This is a genomic window from Sphingomonas aurea, from assembly GCF_030678875.1.
Taxonomy (GTDB): Bacteria; Pseudomonadota; Alphaproteobacteria; order Sphingomonadales; family Sphingomonadaceae; genus Sphingomonas; species Sphingomonas aurea.
This window is the reverse complement of the sequence record NZ_JAUUDS010000002.1, coordinates 102841-118376: the sequence shown is the minus strand read 5'-3', so window position 1 is coordinate 118376 and position 15536 is coordinate 102841. Positions and strand designations below refer to the sequence as shown.

Here is a 15536-nt window from a genome sequence, read left to right as displayed (position 1 = left end):
CCCCCGGCTGGCCGCGATTATCGCACGATAGCAGCAACATGCGGCGAGGACAAAGCGGGATCAGGCCGCATCAGCCCCTCTTCATCATGTCGCCAACCTTGCCGGTCAGGGCATCAATGGAGAAGGGCTTGGTCAGCAGCTCCATGCCGTGCTCGAGATGACCGTTGCCGACCGCCGCGTTCTCGGCGTAGCCTGTGATGAACAGCACTTTCAGGCCGGGACGCAGATGACGCGCAGCGTCTGCAACCTGTCGGCCGTTGATACCGCCGGGTAGCCCGACGTCGGTGATCAGCAGGTCGATCCGCGCGCCCGACTGAAGGACCTTGAGCCCTGCCGCTCCATCCGCTGCGTTAATGACGGTGTAGCCGGCATCGTCGAGCACCTCATCGATCAGGTGGCGGATCGTCGCCTCGTCGTCGACGACCAAGACGGTGCCGCTGCCGGAACTGACGACGCTGATACCCTTGTCGTCGCCCGCCTCTTCAGGCGGCGCTCCGACGTGCCGGGGCAGGTATACGCATACGGTCGTGCCCATGCGCGGCTCGGAATAGATGCGAACCTGCCCGCCTGACTGGCGGGCGAAGCCGTAGATCATGGACAGGCCCAGGCCTGTGCCTTGGCCAATCGGCTTAGTGGTGAAGAAGGGCTCGAACGCGCGTTGCGCGGTTTCGGCGTCCATTCCGGTGCCGGTGTCGGTGACGCACACGGACAGATACTGGCCTGGATCGAGGTCGCGGCTGCGGGCGGTCCGCTCGTCCAACCATTTATTCGCGGTTTCGATGGTGATGCGACCACCATCGGGCATCGCGTCGCGAGCGTTGATGCACAGGTTCAGGATCGCGTTCTCCAGCTGGCCCGCGTCGATGTTCGCCGTCCACAGCCCGCCTGCACCTACCACCTCCAGCTCATTGGCCGGACCGACCGTACGGCGGATGAGATCCTCCATGCCCGCAATCAGCCGGTTCACGTCGGCAGGCCTAGGATCAAGCGTCTGACGGCGGGAGAAGGCGAGCAGCCGCTGGGTAAGGGCCGCTGCCCGGCGGCCAGCCCCCTGTGCCGCCAGCACGAAGCGGTCGAGATCGTCCAGCCGTCCGCCCGCAAGGCGGAGCTGCAGAAGCTCTAGGTTGCCCATCATGCCGGTCAGCAGGTTGTTGAAGTCGTGCGCCAGCCCCCCGGTCAGCTGGCCGACCGCCTGCATCTTCTGAGCTTGGCGAAGCGCCTCTTCGACGTTGTGCTGCTCGGTCAGATCGCGGCCGATGATGTAGAAGAGGTCCGACCCGGCCTCCGGAACGGCGGTCCACATAATCGTCCGTGCGCCGCCGTCCTTGGTCAGTACGTGATCGACGAAGCCGGAGACGACCTCGCCCGCGGACAGGCGGGCGACTACGTCCGCGGTCTCGGCATGGTCATCGGCCGCGACGATCTCGATGAAGGGACGGGTCAGCAACTCCTCCTCCGTCCAGCCGAGGAGGCGCTCCCACGCCGGATTCACCTGGACGAGGTGACCGTCGAGTCGTGCGGTCGCCATCAGGTCGTTAGTCAGCTGCCACACCCGGTCGCGCTCGACGGTGCGCTGCTCCACCCTAACCTCGAGCATCCGGTTGGCCTCGCGCAGTTCGTCCTGGCTGCGGGCGAGCGCCGCATCGGCGAGGACACGCGCCGTTGTCTCGTTGGTGAGGATGAATAGGCCCGCCACCTCGCCGCGCGGATCGAGCACGCGTGAGTAGGAGAAGGTGAACCAAGTATCGGCGGGACCGCGATCAGTATCGAGCTTCCAAGGCAGGTCGTTGAAGCGCTGGCTCCGTCCCGCAAAGGCATCGTCGATAATCGGCTTGGCCTGCGCCCAGGCATCGGCCCATACTTCGTCGAACGGCGATCCCATCGCCCACGAGAGCCGCGGCCCCAGCAGCGGGAAATATGTCTCGTTGAAGAAGAAGGTGAGGCGGTCCGTACCCCATGCCAGGATCATCGACTCTGGCGAGTTCAGGACGGTGCTTAGGTTCGACTTCAGGATGTCGGGCCAGCTCTCGGGCGGTCCCAAGGGGTGGCCGGACCAATCGCGCTCAAGAATGAGGCGCGTGGCCTCTCCACCGCCTGCTAGGAAGCGCAGTGGCCTGGGCAGGTCTGTGGAAACGCGATAGGGAGGGGAGGCCATTGGAACCCGTGTGACTGACGCAAGACGCGTTTAAACGATCATGAAGCCGGTTGGTCTCACGAGATTGTGGCAGCTGTTACCATGGCGCGCGACAGATCGCGCCGATCGGCCTTCTTCGTACAACCGCGTGGCTATGCCAACGGCTGATCAAGTAGCGTAGATGCGAGCTGAGCCGCTCGATAAACAAATGACCGGAAGTAAGAGCCGGTAACCGGCCTGCGAATGACTTTAAATGGGTCAAGCCCGCTCGGGCACGTTCCTTTCAATAGGTATTGCTTCTGCCGGACTACTGCATAGACCATTTGAACCGCAGCATCTTCACCACCGGGAGCATTACGGCGCATCACCTCGCTCAGCCGCGGGCACGATCCCGTCATCGAGGAGTCTGTGGAGCGCAGCGATATGACCATTGTCGCGCGCGCCGCCGGGATCGGAGGTCATGACGACCGTCAGCTTCAGGTCCGGCACGATAAACAGCATCTGCCCGCCATAGCCCCAGGCGAAGCGCAACGGATGGCCACGACTGGTGCCAACGAACCAGCCATAGCCATATTGTCCACCGCTCCACGGCGAGACGGTGCGCGGGGTCCAGCTTTCCTCGATCCAGCGCGCAGGCACAATCCGCCGTCCGTCGATCACGCCGCCCAGGCGATAGAGTTCGCCGAACCGCGCTAGACTGCGCGGCGACATCATCATGTCGTTGCCGCCAAAATAGATGCCCTGCGGATCTTGCGACCATGGCGGGATTGCGATGCCGAGCGGCTCCGCCAGCCAATCGCGCATCAAGGCATGGGTGTCGCGTCCCGACGCGCGGGTCAACATCGCCGACAGCAGATGCGTGTTGCCGGTCGAATAGAGCATCGCGCCGCCCGGCTTGTCGACAAGTGGGCGGGCAAGCGCGAAGCGGACCCAGTTGCGACTGGACACCCAGCGTCTGTAATTGTCGCCTGACGTCCGCCCCAACCCCGCACGCATCGTCAGCAGGTCCTCACGGTCAGACGGGTGAGGTGCGGATCGGGATCGGGCGGTGCCTCACTGCCGAGGACTGATAGGGCGCGCTGGTCGACGCCGGTCAGCACGCCTCGTGCGATTGCTATACCGACAAGTGCGGACAGCACCGACTTCGATGCGGACTTGATGTTGACCGGACGATCGAGCGGTGGCCCGCCATTGAAGCGCTGTTCGGCCAGCACCTGTCCGTCGCGCAGGATCAGCAGCGAACGAAGCCGGGGAAGACGTCGGGCCTGGGCGACGGTATCGGCGAGCATGGCGCTGTCCAGGCCGCGCATCTCAACCGGGCTGGATACGGCCGCTTGCCGTGGCGCAGGTGCAGCATCGCAACCGCTGGCGAGGAGGAGCGCCAGCGCGCAGGCATACCGCTTCACGGCGTCATCGCAGAGCGGAGCGATTGCAGGAACTCGGCGGGCGCTTCGACCTGCGGCGAGTGGCCGAGATCGTCCAGGCGGATGAGGCAGGCGCCGGGGATGCGCTTCACCGCCTCCTCTGCGGCCTGCGGCACCGTGCGGATGCGTGCGCGCCGATCCACGGGCGCGCTGTTGGCGCGAAAGGCGGTGAGGTCGCGCTGGCCGATGATGAGCGTGGTTGGCACCGCTAGGCGCGGCAGCTCGGCCGCGACCGGCTGCGTCTGGATCATGTCCGACAGGCGTGCCTGCGCGTCTCGCACCGTGTCGCCATCGGGGCCGGCATATTGACCGGCCAGCATCGCAACCCAGCGGTCATAGGCTAGACGCCAGACCCCGTGATAATAGTTGCGGAGCTGATAGGCCTTGATCGACGCGGCGTTCGTCTTCGCCTCCTCGGCGCGCAGCTTGCCAAGGTCGGAATAGGACACGCCCTCGGCCAGCGTATCGTTGAGCCCCAGCGGATTGACCAGCACCAGCTGCGACACGCGATCGGGGTGGAGGAGCGCAAAGCGTGCGGCGAGGATGCCGCCGGTCGAGTGGCCGACGAGGATGACCTTCTTCACGCCGGCCATGTCGAGTAACGCTCCGGTGAGCGTCGCCATGGTGTGGAAGCTGTACTGGTAGCCGGCGGGCTTAGATGACTTGCAGAAGCCGATCTGGTCTGGCGCGATCACGCGATAGCCTGCAGCGGCGAGCCCTTGAGCGGTATCGCCCCAGGTCGCCGCGCAGAAGTTCTTGCCGTGCAAGAGGACGACCGTCGCGCCGTTCGGGGTCGCCGTCGGTTGGATGTCGAGATAGGCCATGCGGACTGGCCGATCCTGCGAGCTCGTCTCGAACCAGTGAACGGGGGCAGGATAGTCGAAGCGCTGCAGATCGGCACCGAGGGGGGCGGTCTGAGCGCTGACCGGTGACGAGAGGGCGATCGAACAGGCGGCGGCGGTGATGATCCAGTGTGGCACAGAACCGATAACCATCGGCCCCGTCCGCCGTATCCGTGAGCGATAAGCTGCCGTTCCACTAAGATTAACGAGCGGCTTCTTCAGGGTGACGGCCAAGGCACGCTGAGCGTCCACATCTGGGTCATGACCGACAGTAGCTGAAAAGGACGTGATTAACCGCAACCGGGCCGCATCCCGGCTTTAGGATGTTGAGGCAAACTCTGTCTCCTATGCATCGATCATCGGCGACGCGTGATAGTCTGGGCGGTTGTATATTCCAACAAACCCTCGACCCCGTTCTCCACGCCGATCCCCGACTGCTTCATCCCGCCGAATGCGGCGAGCGGCGTCAGGTGCTGCGCCTCGTTGACCCAGACAGTGCCGCTCGCGATCCGTTCTGCGATCGCCCAGGCCGCGTTCTCGTCTTTGCCCCAAACCGACGCGCCGAGCCCATAGTCGCTGGCGTTGGCGCGGGCGACGACGTCGTCGATGTCGCTGAAGCGGATGAGCGGCAGGACCGGACCGAACTGCTCCTCCTGCACGATCCGGCTGTCCTCCGGCGGGTTGTCGATGATGGTGACGGGGACGAAGTACCCCGGAACGTCGCTGTCCTCGCCGCCGATGAGGAAGTCGTATCCGTTCTCTCGGGCGTCGCGTACGAGATCGAGCACGCGCTCGTACTGCGGCCTGTTGTTGATCGGCCCCAGGCGGTTGCCCTGCTCGGAACCGTCGCCCACCTTCACCGTCCGCGCGTAGGCGACCAGTGCCTCCTTCAGCGGCTCGTACACGTCCTCGTGCACGTACATGCGCTTGGTAGCGATGCAGACTTGGCCGTTGTTCGTGAACGCGGCCCAGAAGAGCTTCTCGGCGACCTGCTCCACGTCGACGTCCGCGAGCACGATGGCCGGATCGTTGCCGCCGAGTTCCAGCGTCACCCGCTTGAGCGTGGCAGACGCGCTCCGCATCACGCGGCGCCCGGTCTCGGTCGATCCGGTGAAGCTGACCTTGTCGATGCCCGGGTGCTCGGTCAGCCAGGGACCGAGCCGGTCCCCGCCGCTCACCACGTTCAGCACGCCCGGCGGCAGGATGGTGGCGGCGAGCTCGCCGAACTTCAGCGTGGATAACGGCGTGAAGGGCGAGGGTTTCAGCACCATCGTGTTCCCCGCGAGGAGGGCCGGGCCGACCTTGAACATCGCGAGCACGAGGGGGTAGTTCCACGGCGCGATCGCCCCGACGACGCCGAGCGGCACGTGACGCGTCTCGCTGTAGCGCTCCGCGGAGTCCTCATTGACCGTGACGGGCAGCTGGAGCGTCGCGGCTCCCTTCAGCCACATGCCGGCGCCGCCGACCTCGTAGGCCGCGTCGTCGTGCGACTTGCCCTGCTCGGCGGTGAGCAGTCGCTTGAAGCCCTCGATGTCGGCGAGGAGCGCGTCGCCGAGTCGATCGATCAGGGCGCGGCGCTCGTCGATGGGCGTGGCCGACCAGCCCGGGAATGCGTCGCGGGCGGCGGCGACCGCCGCGTCGAGGTCCTCTCGGGTCGCGTCCGGCGCCGAAGCGACGACCTGCTCCGTGGCGGGGTTGAGGACGTCGAAGGTCTCGGTGCCGGCGATCGCCTTGCCGCCGATGGTCATCGTGTACGCCTGGTCGAAGTCCATCTCGCTCTCCTTCGCGCCGTCTCCTTGAAACAAGGGTGGCGACTTCGTGGAGCGGACTAACAGAATGTGACGCATCCGCGCACGTCCGCGCAAGAAATGTGAAAAAGCTCGGCAAGCCCATGTAAAGCGCTTGAGGTCCGTTCGGTCTACGAAGCGAAATGAAGAAGGCCGCGACCAGAGCCTTCGGCACAAGGAGAGGGCTATGAAGGCCAGGATCACCACAGCGCTCCTCGCTGGCGTCTCGTTCATCGTTCCGGCGACCGCCCACGCGCAGTCCTCCGATCCGCGACCGGCCATGGCGCCTTCGCCGGATGCCACTGTGGCGCCTGCGACGGCCACCGAGAGCACCGATGCACAGTCGGCGACGCCGGTCGCGCAGGACAACGCCGCCGACACCGGCGACATTGTCGTGACCGCGCAGCGTCGCGAGCAGTCGATTCTGACCGTCCCGATCGCGATCTCGGCCATCGCGGGCAACACCCTGACGACGAAGGGCATTACCAACTCGGCCAACCTCGCCGCCGCAGTGCCCAATCTCCAAGTGTCCAGTCCGTACGGCAACACCCAGCCGAACTTCTCCCTGCGCGGCATTTCAGTCGCCAACGAGTACAACGCAAACCAGGCGTCGCCGATCGGCGTCTATATCGACGACGTCTATCTCGCGAGCCGCACCTCACATGGTATGGGGCTCTTCGATCTGGACCGCGTCGAGGTGCTCCGTGGACCGCAAGGCACACTGTTCGGTCGCAACACGACCGGTGGCGCCATCAACTTCATCACTAAAGGGCCGACGCTCAACGGAAACGAAGGCTATGCCGAAGGCGGCTTCGGGAACTTCAACACCTACACGGCGCAGGCCGCCATCGAGACTACCATGGTCGAGGATCAGCTCGGCCTGCGCATCTCCGGCAACTACGTCAAGGGTGACGGGCAGATCGAGAACGTCTTCCCGGGTGGGCGTGACGCCAATTCGCAGAACACCCTGCAGGGGCGCGCGATCCTACGCCTTCGTCCCGGCAACGGCCCTCTCGACATCAAGCTGAAGGTCTACGGTGGGCGCGACAAGGGCTCGCAGGCCGCTGTCCATGGTCTGTTACCCTTCCGGCAGGGGCTTGGCTTCTTCGAGGTGAACGAGAACCGCATCGGCCTGAACCGTACCGAGGCCTACGGCGCCTCCGCGACCATCGCCTACGAGATCTCGCCGACGCTCACCTTCACGTCAATCACCTCGCGCGACGGCGGCAAGCAGAACCTGCAACAGGCGGCGGACGGCTCGCCGCTCGACATTCTCGACATCAACTGGCGGTCGAACTTCCAGCAGTTCAGCGAGGAGGCGCGCTTCAACTACAACGGTGATCGGCTGAAGCTCGTCGGCGGCGGCTTCTACGGCTACGACCGGACGACGACCGACAACACCTTCAACATCGGCCAGGCGATCGCCCCGACGGTGAACGGCGGCTTCTTCCAGCACTATCGGCAGGTTCGCCGGTCCTACGCCGTCTTCGCACAGGGCGACTACGACATCACCGAGCGGCTGACGCTGACGCTCGGCGCCCGGTACACCTGGGACCGTAACCGGTACCGTGACGGCTTCGCGTTCCTCTTCGCCGGGGACGTCGGCGGTCCGCAGCTGCCGCTTGCGACGACCGTGCCGTGTCCCGGTGTCCCGGGGACCTGCGCCTACGACCCGGGCGCACGGTTCGCGCTCAACGGCCGAAACAATGCGCTCACCGGCCGCGCGGCGCTCAGCTACACGTTCGAGGGCGGCACGCTCGTCTACGCGAGCTACAACCGCGGTTACAGGTCCGGCGCCTTCAACGGCGGTGGCTACACGTCGTCGGCCGGCATCAACTACATCGATCCGGAGCGCGTGAACGCATACGAGGTCGGCGTTAAGGGCCGCTACTTCGACATGCTGACGCTCAGCGCCGCGGGGTTCTACTACGACTACAAGAACCAGCAGGTGCAGGACACGCGGGCGGGCCCGGTCTCCTTCCTGGTGAACGCCCCCAAGGCGGAGGTCTACGGCGCCGAGGCCGAGGCGCGGCTGCGCCTGTCGCCCGCCATCACGATCACCGCGGCGGGCGGCTACCTGCACTCGACGTACAAGGACCTGACGTTGCAGGGGACGAACCTGGACGGCAACGACTTGCCGTTCGCCCCACGCTTTACCGCGCAGGGCGGCGCCGACCTGACGCTGTTCAAGGACGGCACCAATGGCCTTACCGTGTCCCCGAGCGTCGCCTTCTTCACGCGCCAGTACTTCTCTCCGTTCAACGACACGAACGCCGTAGGCACCGGTCAGTTGAACAGCGAGTTGAAGCAGGGCGCGTTCGCGAAGGTGAACCTCACCGCGGCGCTCACCGTCGATCGGTTCACCTTCAAGGCGTTCGCCAACAACCTGTTGAACCGGAAGACCTATGTATACGGCCTCGACCTGCGCGGCGCCGGCTTCCCGTACAACTTCCTCGTGCCGGCCGCCCCCCGTACGTACGGCGGCTCGGTCCGGGTGGCGTTCTGATCATGGCGACGGTCGCAGCCGCCGACCTCAAGGATCCCGGCCTCTACGAGGCCGGCGTTCCCTGGGACGAGTTCGCCGCCCTCCGCCGCGAGGATCCCGTCCACTGGAACCCCGAGGCCGACGGTGCCGGCTTCTGGGCCGTGACCCGCCACGCCGACATCGTCGAGGTGTCGCGCCAGCCCCAGCTGTTCTCCTCCGCCTACGAGAACGGCGGCCACCGCATCTTCAACGAGAACGAGGTGGGGCTGACCGGCGCCGGCGACTCGGCGATCGGCATTCCCTTCATCTCCCGCGACCCGCCGATTCACACCCGCTACCGCAAGTTCGTCATGCCGGCGCTCTCGCCCGGACGGCTCGGCGACATTGAGGTGCGTATCCGCGACCGTGTCCGGCGGCTCGTCGACGAGATCCCGCTCGGCGACAGCGTGAACCTGGTGCCGGCGCTCTCGGCGCCGCTGCCGCTGATGACGCTGGCGGAGCTGCTCGGCGTGTCGATCGACATGTGGCCGAAGCTGTACGACTGGACCAATGCGTTCGTCGGCGAGGACGACCCCGAGTTCCGGCAGAGCCCCGTAGCGATGGCTGCGACGCTCGGCGAGTTCTTCGAGTTCGCGCAGGAGCTCTTCCAGGCGCGGCGCGCCGAGCCGACTGGCGACATCGCCTCGTTGCTGGCCAACGCGGAGATCGACGGCGAGGCCGTCCCGTTCCGCGACTTCGTCGCGAACCTCATCCTGGTGCTGGTCGGCGGCAACGAGACGACGCGGAACTCGCTGAGTCACACGGTGGCGGCGTTCTCGGCGAACCCAGACCAGTGGGACGCGATCCGTGCTGATCGGGACGTGCTGAAGACGGCCGCACCCGAGATGGTCCGCTTCGCCAGCCCGGTGATGCACATGCGCCGGACCGCGATGGAGGACACCACCGTGGGCGGCAGGGCGGTCAGGAAGGGCGACAAGGTCGTCCTCTGGTACATCTCGGCCAACCGCGACGAGGACGTGTTCCCGGACGCCGACCGCTTCCTCGTGACCCGCAAGGGCGCGCAGCACGTCGGCTTCGGCGCCGGCCAGCACGTCTGCGTGGGCTCCCGCCTCGCCGAGATGCAGCTGCGCATCGCCTTCGATCTGCTCGCGGACCGTGTTACGTCGTTCGAAGTGCAGGCGCCGCCGCGACGGTTCAGGTCCAACTTCATCAACGGGCTGAAGAACCTCGACGTCATCATGCGGCCCGCGTGACGAGAGAGGACGGGTGAGCCGAATGGCCGCGACCAACGAGACCATCATCGCCGAGACGCTCGGGCGCGCTCCCGACCGGAGCGCCAACCTGGGTGCCTGGCAGTTCGCCCGCTGGCGTCAGTTCATCGGCAGCTACGAGCTGCCGGCGCTGGTCGATCCGGTCTTCGTCGTCCACGTCGGCGGCAAGCCCGACACGCGGCTGTGGGAGGCCGATCACTGGAGCAACGCGCGCTCGATCCCCGGGTGCGCGACCATCGTGCCGGCCGGCTGCCGGACCGGTTGGCGCATCGACGGGGAGCTGGACGTCGTCACGGTATCCGTGCCGCTCGCCGAGATGAGCAGCCAGAACGCGCTCGATCACTTCCGGCAGATGCGCTTCGCGTTCGCGGATCCGCTCGGCATCGCTCTCACCCGCCAGATCCTGAGCGAACTCTACGGCGCCCAGACCGCGGAGCGAACCGCCTACATCAGCACGCTGTTGGATGCGCTGAAGGCTCACACGGTCCGCGGACCGGCACCGTCCGCCGAGGCGCCTTTTCCGAGCGCCGACTTCTCCGCCTACCGCATCCACCAGATCATGAACGACATCCAGGCGCGACCCGAGGACGACCACACCCTCGAGGCGCTGTCCGGCCAGGCGGGCCTGACCCCGTCCCACTTCTGCCGCGTCTTCAAGCGCGCCACGGGTGCGACCCCGCACCAGTATGTGATGAAGGCGCGCCTCGATCGGGCGAGGGACCTTCTCGGCCAGTCCGACCTCTCCGTCGCCCAGGTCGCGGAGATGACGGGCTTCACGAGCCAGAGCCACTTCACGCGCGCCTTCCGCCAGTACGCCGGCCAGACGCCGAGCGGCTGGCGCCACACCATCTAGTAGATCGAGGTAAGAAATGCAGACCACCGCCGCGGTCGCCCGCGAAGCCAAGGGCGACTTCACGATTGAGACGGTGGACATCGAGCCGCCCCGTAGCGGGGAGGTCCTGGTCAGGATCGTCGGGGTCGGCCTCTGCCACACCGACATCGTGTTCCGCGACCAGTTCGTGCCTTATCCGCTGCCCGCCGTGCTCGGGCACGAGGGCGCTGGCATCGTCGAGGATGTCGGCGACGGGGTGACCGGACTGGCGCCGGGCGACCGCGTGGTGCTCGGCTTCTCGAGCTGCGGGCACTGCGCCCGGTGCGACGAGGGGCTGCCGAGCTACTGCCGCGAGTTCCCGCCATTGAACTACGCGGGCATGCGCCTAGAGGACGGGTCAAAGGCGCTGTACGACGAGGGCGGTGCGATCTCCTCCCACTTCTTCGGCCAGTCGAGCTTCGCGGCCCGCGCCGTTGTGCGGGCGCGCAACGTCGTGAAAGTGGCGGATCCCGACGCGCCGCTCGAGATCCTCGGCCCGCTCGGCTGCGGCTTCCAGACCGGCGCCGGCGGCGTGATGCGGTCGATGGCCTGCCCCGCCGGCTCGTCCATCGCGATCGTCGGCGGCGGCCCTGTCGGACTCGCCGCGGTGATGGGCGCGAAGATCCAGGGCTGCTCGACGATCGTGCTGATCGAGCCGGTCGCGGCTCGCCGGGATCTCGCGCTCGAGCTCGGGGCGACCCACGTGATCGACCCGGCCGCGACCGGCGTCGCCGCCGCCCTTCGCGTCATCCATGCCGACGGCGTCGACTTTGCGTTCGACACCAGCGGACGCGTCGACGCGATCCAGGCGGTGCTGGAGGCGCTCGCGCCGCGGGGCATGCTCGGCCTTGTCGGCGTGCCGCCGAGCGCGGAGGACGCGCTGCCCGTCAACATCGCCGCCATGATCACCTTTGGGCAGCGCCTCATCGGCATCATGGAGGGGGACAGCGATCCGCAGACGTTCATCCCCGAGCTGATCGCGGCGCACCGCGACGGTCGCTTTCCGTTCGACCGGCTCGTCCGCACGTTCCCGCTCGCCGAGATCAACGAGGCGGTCGCCGCCCAGAAGCGGGGGGAGTGCGTGAAGGTGGTGCTCATCCCATGACGAACGCGCGGTTCGACGTCGTCATCGTGGGCGCCGGTCATGCCGGTGCGCAGGCGGCCGTTGCCCTGCGGCAGGAGGGCTTCGAGGGCACGATCGCCGTGGTCGCCGCGGAGTCTGAGCTCCCCTATGAGCGCCCGCCGCTCTCGAAGGAGTACCTCGCCGGGCAGAAGCCGTTCGAGCGCATGCTCATCAGGCCTGCCGCCTTCTGGGCCGAGCGCGGCATCGAGATGCTGCTCGGCCGCCGCGTCGAGCGGGTCGATCCGGCGAACCGGACGATCCTCACCGACGACGGCGTGGCGACCAGCTACGGCTACTTGATCTGGGCTGCAGGCGGCGAGCCGCGGCGGCTGACGTGCGCCGGACATCATCTCGCCGGCATGCACGCGGTCCGGACCCGCGCGGACGTGGACCGGCTGCTCGCGGAGCTGCCGTCGGCGCGGGAGATCGTGGTCATCGGGGGCGGCTACATCGGGCTGGAGGCCGCGGCGGCGCTGACGAAATTCGGCAAGTCCGTGACGCTGGTCGAGACGCTCGACCGCGTGCTCGCCAGGGTGGCGGGCGAGCCGCTGTCGCGCTTCTACGAGGCGGAACACCGGGCGCACGGCGTGCGGCTGCTGCTCGGCTCGACGGTGGAATGCATCGAGGGGGAGCGGGCGGTCTCGGGCGTCAGGCTCGTTAGGGGGGAGCTCCTCCCCGCCGACATCGTGATCGTGGGCATCGGTATCGTGCCGGCCGTAGGGCCGCTCGCCGACGCCGGGGCCGAGGTCGGTAACGGCGTCGTGGTGGATGGGGCGTGCCGCACGAGCCTGCCGAACGTCTTCGCCATCGGCGACTGCGCCGCGCATCCGAATCGGTTCGCCGAGGGCGCGACCATCCGCCTCGAATCGGTGCAGAACGCGAACGACCAGGCGGTAACCGCGGCGCGGAACATCGTCGGTCGTGAAGCCAGGTACGACGCGGTCCCATGGTTCTGGTCCAACCAGTACGACCTGAAGCTGCAGACCGTCGGCCTGTCGACCGGGCATGATGAGGCGGTGCTGCGCGGCGATCCGGCGACCCGCAGCTTCTCGGTCGTGTACCTGCGTCGAGGACGCGTGATCGCGGTCGACGCCGTCAACGCGGTCCGCGACTTCGTGCAGGGCAAGCCGCTGGTGGCGGCCGGGACGGTGGTCGCCCCGGATGCGCTGGCGGACACGACGAGGCCGCTCAAGGAGCTCGCGGCGGTTTGACCGCCGCCTGCGGCGTGGACGAGGGCGCGTCCGTGCCCGGCGGAAGGAACGATCGATGGAGTTGAAGCGGGCGATCGCCGAGCGCCGATCGGTACGCGGCTTCCTTCCCACGCCGGTTTCGGTCGAGACGCTGCGCGGCATGGCCGTCGAGGCCGCCCGCGCGGCGTCCGGCGGCAACTTGCAGCCGTGGCACGTCGACATCGTGGTCGGCTCGCCCCTGACCCAGCTGAAGGCGATCATGGCCCGTGCGCTCGCCGACGGCGAAGTCGAGAAGCACGGGTATGACATCTACCCCGCCGCGCTGGATGGCCTCTACGACGAGCGTCGGCGGGCCGCCGGCGAGGCGCTCTACGGCCACCTCGGCATCCCGCGTGCGGACCGCGAGGGCCGCCGGGCCTGGTTCGCCCGGAACTTCGCGCTCTTCGGGGCGCCGGCGGCCTACTTCGTCACCGTGGAGCGTCGCATGGGCCCGCCGCAATGGGCCGACCTTGGCATGTTCCTCCAGAACCTTATGCTGCTGGCGGTTGGAGAGGGATTGGCCACCTGCCCGCAGGAGGCTTGGGCGATGTACCCGACGAAAGTGGAAGGCTTTCTCGGCGTTCCCGCCGAGCGGATGCTGTTCTGCGGCGTCGCCATCGGCATCGAGGATCCCGAGGAGCCGGCGAATAGGACCCGAAGCGACAGGGCGCCCGCCGGGGAATGGCTGTACGTGCGCGAATGATCCTGTCGGCGCGCTAGGCGCAGTACGCGTCGCGCAGTTTGCGCTTGAACAGCTTGCCCGTCGGCTCGCGGGGCAGCTCGTCCATGAAGTCGATCCTTCTGGGCGTCTTTACCCCTCCGAGCTCGCGCCTCGCGAACGCCCGCAGCTCCTCGGCGAGGGAAGCGTCGGCGGCGACGCCCGGTGCGGGCTGCACCACGGCGAGCACCATCTCGCCCATCTCGTCGCAAGGGACGCCGATGACGGCGGCGTCGGCGACCGCGGGGTGGGTGACGAGCAGGTTCTCGATCTCCTGCGGGTAGATGTTCACGCCGCCCGAGATGATCATGAAGCTGCGGCGGTCGGAGAGGAACAGGTAGCCGTCGTCATCGAGCCTGCCGACGTCGCCCAGCGTCGCCCACCCCCGCGCGTCGTGCGCGTCGGCCGTCTTCTGGGGATCGTTCAGGTAGCGGAAGGTCGGTCCGTCGCTGAAGAAGACGTCGCCGGTCTCGCCGATCGGCACCTCCTCGCCGTCCGCGTCGACGATGTGGACGACGCCCAGCACGGCGCGCCCGACCGAGCCCGGCTTCCGCAGCCACTCCTTGCTCGACAGCGCGGTGATGCCGCAGCTCTCGGTGCCGGAATAGTATTCGTGGACGATCGGTCCGAACCATTCGATCATGGCGTGCTTGACGGGCACGGGGCACGGCGCGGCCGCGTGAACCACCGCGCGCAGCGACGAGACGTCGTATCTCGCTCGCACCTCCGCAGCGAGCTTGAGCATGCGGATGAAATGGGTGGGCACGAAGGTCGCGTGCGTGATCCGGTGGCGCTCGATTAGCCGCAGGGCGTCCTCCGCGTCGAAGCGCTCCATGACGACGACGGTGCCGCCGAGCTGCTGCACGGCCATGGCCCACCGCAGGGGCGCGGCGTGGTACAGGGGCGAGGTGGACAGGTAGACGGTGTCCCCGCCCATTCCGTAGAGCCCGGCCCCCATCCTAGTGAGCGGGGTGTCCGCGCCGATCGGCCCTTGTGGCAGCGCGGGCATGACGCCCTTCGGGCGGCCCGTGGTGCCGGAGGAGTAGAGGAGGTCGGTCCCGGCGCTCTCGTCGTCGATCGGTCCGGGCGGCCGCGACGCCGCGGCGGCGCTCCAGTCGAGCAGGCGCTCGTCCGATCCCGTCCAGCGGTAGGCGGGGAGGTCCGCCATCCCGGCGAGCGCCTCGCGGGCGAGGCCCGCGTAGGCCGGCGAGATGACGAGCAGCTTGGCCCCGGAATCCGAGAGGATGTAGGCGACGTCGCGCGGGCTGAGCTTGTTGGAGATCGCGGTCTGGTAGAGGCCCGATCGCTGCGCGGCCCAGCCAAACGCGAACACCTCGGGCGCGTTGGCGAAGAGCGTGGCCACGACGTCACTCCGCCGCAGGCCCAGCGCGCGCAGCTGATGCGCGCTCGCGTTCGAGAGTTCGTCGAGACGGGCGAAGTCGATCGTCTCGCCGGTCTCGGCCATGACGATGGCCGCCTTGCCGGGGTTGCGCGCCGCGTGCTCGGCCGGGTGCATGGGGCCTCTCCATCCTGTTTTCCGGACAGCAACCACGCGCGACCCGGGCGCGGCAACCGGCGCGCAAGAAATGTGAAAAAGCGCGCGACTGCCGAGCAAAGCCGGGGCACCCGTTGTCGGCTACTCAGAGGGACGT

General features: G+C 67.5%; 12 protein-coding genes. 6 read left to right on the top strand and 6 right to left on the bottom strand.

The genetic code is table 11. From position 1 onward, the window contains the following. Positions 1-70: 70 nt before the first annotated feature. The 5 genes from Q5H91_RS06655 to Q5H91_RS06635 all read right to left on the bottom strand — a co-directional run bounded on the left by Q5H91_RS06655 (position 71) and on the right by Q5H91_RS06635 (position 6172). On the bottom strand, positions 71-2155 hold the full coding sequence (locus Q5H91_RS06655) for a hybrid sensor histidine kinase/response regulator (RefSeq protein WP_305172517.1): 2085 nt from the start codon (positions 2153-2155) through the stop codon (positions 71-73). A gap of 333 nt (positions 2156-2488) precedes the next feature. Next, a complete protein-coding gene (locus tag Q5H91_RS06650) occupies positions 2489-3082 on the bottom strand; it encodes a serine hydrolase domain-containing protein (RefSeq protein ID WP_305172516.1) in 594 nt (197 codons plus the stop codon). A gap of 50 nt (positions 3083-3132) precedes the next feature. Then, on the bottom strand, positions 3133-3444 hold the full coding sequence (locus Q5H91_RS06645) for a hypothetical protein (protein ID WP_305172515.1): 312 nt from the start codon (positions 3442-3444) through the stop codon (positions 3133-3135). Between the two features lie 92 nt (positions 3445-3536). Next, on the bottom strand, positions 3537-4553 hold the full coding sequence (locus tag Q5H91_RS06640) for an alpha/beta fold hydrolase (protein ID WP_305172514.1): 1017 nt from the start codon (positions 4551-4553) through the stop codon (positions 3537-3539). Positions 4554-4756: 203 nt separating this feature from the next. Then, entirely contained in the window at positions 4757-6172 is a 1416-nt protein-coding gene (locus Q5H91_RS06635; protein ID WP_305172513.1) for an aldehyde dehydrogenase family protein, read from the bottom strand. A 202-nt stretch (positions 6173-6374) separates the two neighbouring features. Here Q5H91_RS06635 and Q5H91_RS06630 point away from each other — a divergent pair, with 202 nt between their 5' ends. From Q5H91_RS06630 to Q5H91_RS06605, 6 genes are read left to right on the top strand one after another with little or no spacing between them, the layout of a single operon-like run. Further along, a complete protein-coding gene (locus Q5H91_RS06630) occupies positions 6375-8693 on the top strand; it encodes a TonB-dependent receptor (RefSeq protein WP_305172512.1) in 2319 nt (772 codons plus the stop codon). A gap of 2 nt (positions 8694-8695) precedes the next feature. Beyond that, positions 8696-9925, top strand: a complete 1230-nt coding sequence (locus Q5H91_RS06625) for a cytochrome P450 (RefSeq protein WP_305172511.1) — start codon at positions 8696-8698, stop codon at positions 9923-9925. Between the two features lie 22 nt (positions 9926-9947). Then, positions 9948-10796, top strand: a complete 849-nt coding sequence (locus tag Q5H91_RS06620; RefSeq protein WP_305172510.1) for a helix-turn-helix domain-containing protein — start codon at positions 9948-9950, stop codon at positions 10794-10796. Between the two features lie 16 nt (positions 10797-10812). Further along, the gene (locus tag Q5H91_RS06615; RefSeq protein WP_305172509.1) at positions 10813-11919 is read left to right on the top strand and encodes an NAD(P)-dependent alcohol dehydrogenase; all 1107 of its coding nucleotides are present in this window, start codon (positions 10813-10815) and stop codon (positions 11917-11919) included. Next, a complete protein-coding gene (locus Q5H91_RS06610) occupies positions 11916-13148 on the top strand; it encodes an NAD(P)/FAD-dependent oxidoreductase (RefSeq protein WP_305172508.1) in 1233 nt (410 codons plus the stop codon). Before Q5H91_RS06615 ends, Q5H91_RS06610 begins: the two co-directional genes overlap by 4 nt. 55 nt (positions 13149-13203) lie before the next feature. Further along, complete coding sequence (locus Q5H91_RS06605) at positions 13204-13869, top strand: nitroreductase (protein WP_305172507.1); 666 nt, start codon at positions 13204-13206, stop codon at positions 13867-13869. 13 nt (positions 13870-13882) lie between these two features. Here Q5H91_RS06605 and Q5H91_RS06600 read toward each other — a convergent pair whose 3' ends face one another. Continuing rightward, positions 13883-15400: an acyl-CoA synthetase gene (locus Q5H91_RS06600; RefSeq protein ID WP_305172506.1), complete on the bottom strand. Its 1518-nt coding sequence runs from the start codon at positions 15398-15400 to the stop codon at positions 13883-13885. Between the last annotated feature and the right edge of the window lie 136 nt (positions 15401-15536).

What these genes read in the sequence shown, in the direction of transcription:
- Q5H91_RS06655 (WP_305172517.1), bottom strand. Translation starts at nt 2,155, where the DNA reads ATGGCCTCCCCTCCCTATCGCGTTTCCACAGACCTGCCCAGGCCACTG.
- Q5H91_RS06645 (WP_305172515.1), bottom strand. Translation starts at nt 3,444, where the DNA reads ATGCGCGGCCTGGACAGCGCCATGCTCGCCGATACCGTCGCCCAGGCC.
- Q5H91_RS06640 (WP_305172514.1), bottom strand. Translation starts at nt 4,553, where the DNA reads ATGGTTATCGGTTCTGTGCCACACTGGATCATCACCGCCGCCGCCTGT.
- Q5H91_RS06635 (WP_305172513.1), bottom strand. Translation starts at nt 6,172, where the DNA reads ATGGACTTCGACCAGGCGTACACGATGACCATCGGCGGCAAGGCGATC.
- Q5H91_RS06630 (WP_305172512.1), top strand. Translation starts at nt 6,375, where the DNA reads ATGAAGGCCAGGATCACCACAGCGCTCCTCGCTGGCGTCTCGTTCATC.
- Q5H91_RS06625 (WP_305172511.1), top strand. Translation starts at nt 8,696, where the DNA reads ATGGCGACGGTCGCAGCCGCCGACCTCAAGGATCCCGGCCTCTACGAG.
- Q5H91_RS06620 (WP_305172510.1), top strand. Translation starts at nt 9,948, where the DNA reads ATGGCCGCGACCAACGAGACCATCATCGCCGAGACGCTCGGGCGCGCT.
- Q5H91_RS06615 (WP_305172509.1), top strand. Translation starts at nt 10,813, where the DNA reads ATGCAGACCACCGCCGCGGTCGCCCGCGAAGCCAAGGGCGACTTCACG.
- Q5H91_RS06610 (WP_305172508.1), top strand. Translation starts at nt 11,916, where the DNA reads ATGACGAACGCGCGGTTCGACGTCGTCATCGTGGGCGCCGGTCATGCC.
- Q5H91_RS06605 (WP_305172507.1), top strand. Translation starts at nt 13,204, where the DNA reads ATGGAGTTGAAGCGGGCGATCGCCGAGCGCCGATCGGTACGCGGCTTC.
- Q5H91_RS06600 (WP_305172506.1), bottom strand. Translation starts at nt 15,400, where the DNA reads ATGCACCCGGCCGAGCACGCGGCGCGCAACCCCGGCAAGGCGGCCATC.